This is a genomic window from Rhizobium sp. Rhizsp42 (assembly GCF_047304155.1).
Classification (GTDB): domain Bacteria; phylum Pseudomonadota; class Alphaproteobacteria; order Rhizobiales; family Rhizobiaceae; genus Rhizobium.
The window spans coordinates 1-262 of sequence record NZ_JBGLYS010000163.1; the positions used below are offsets into that span (position 1 = coordinate 1).

Consider the following 262-nt stretch of genomic DNA (forward strand, 5'->3'; position numbering starts at 1 on the left):
GATCATGGGCCGATTCTTGTCGTTGACGACGACGCGGCCCTAGCGGAGATGCTTCAGCTTGTCCTCATCAAAGAAGGGTTCTCGACGGCATGGGTCGGGCACGGCAGTGTTGTCATGGACGTATTCCGCGAGCACCGGCCCGCCCTGGTCCTTCTCGACCTCATGCTGCCCGGGCGTGACGGTATCCGGATCTGTCAGGACATCCGACGTGAGTCAGGCGTCCCGATCATCATGCTCACTGCCCGCACTGACACCCCTAATG

1 protein-coding gene is annotated in these 262 nt (G+C 61.1%); it reads left to right on the forward strand.

Annotated elements, in window-relative coordinates:
• Positions 1-262, forward strand: a 262-nt coding sequence (locus tag ACCD05_RS31950; protein ID WP_413397699.1) for a response regulator, incomplete at both ends; no start/stop codon positions are given.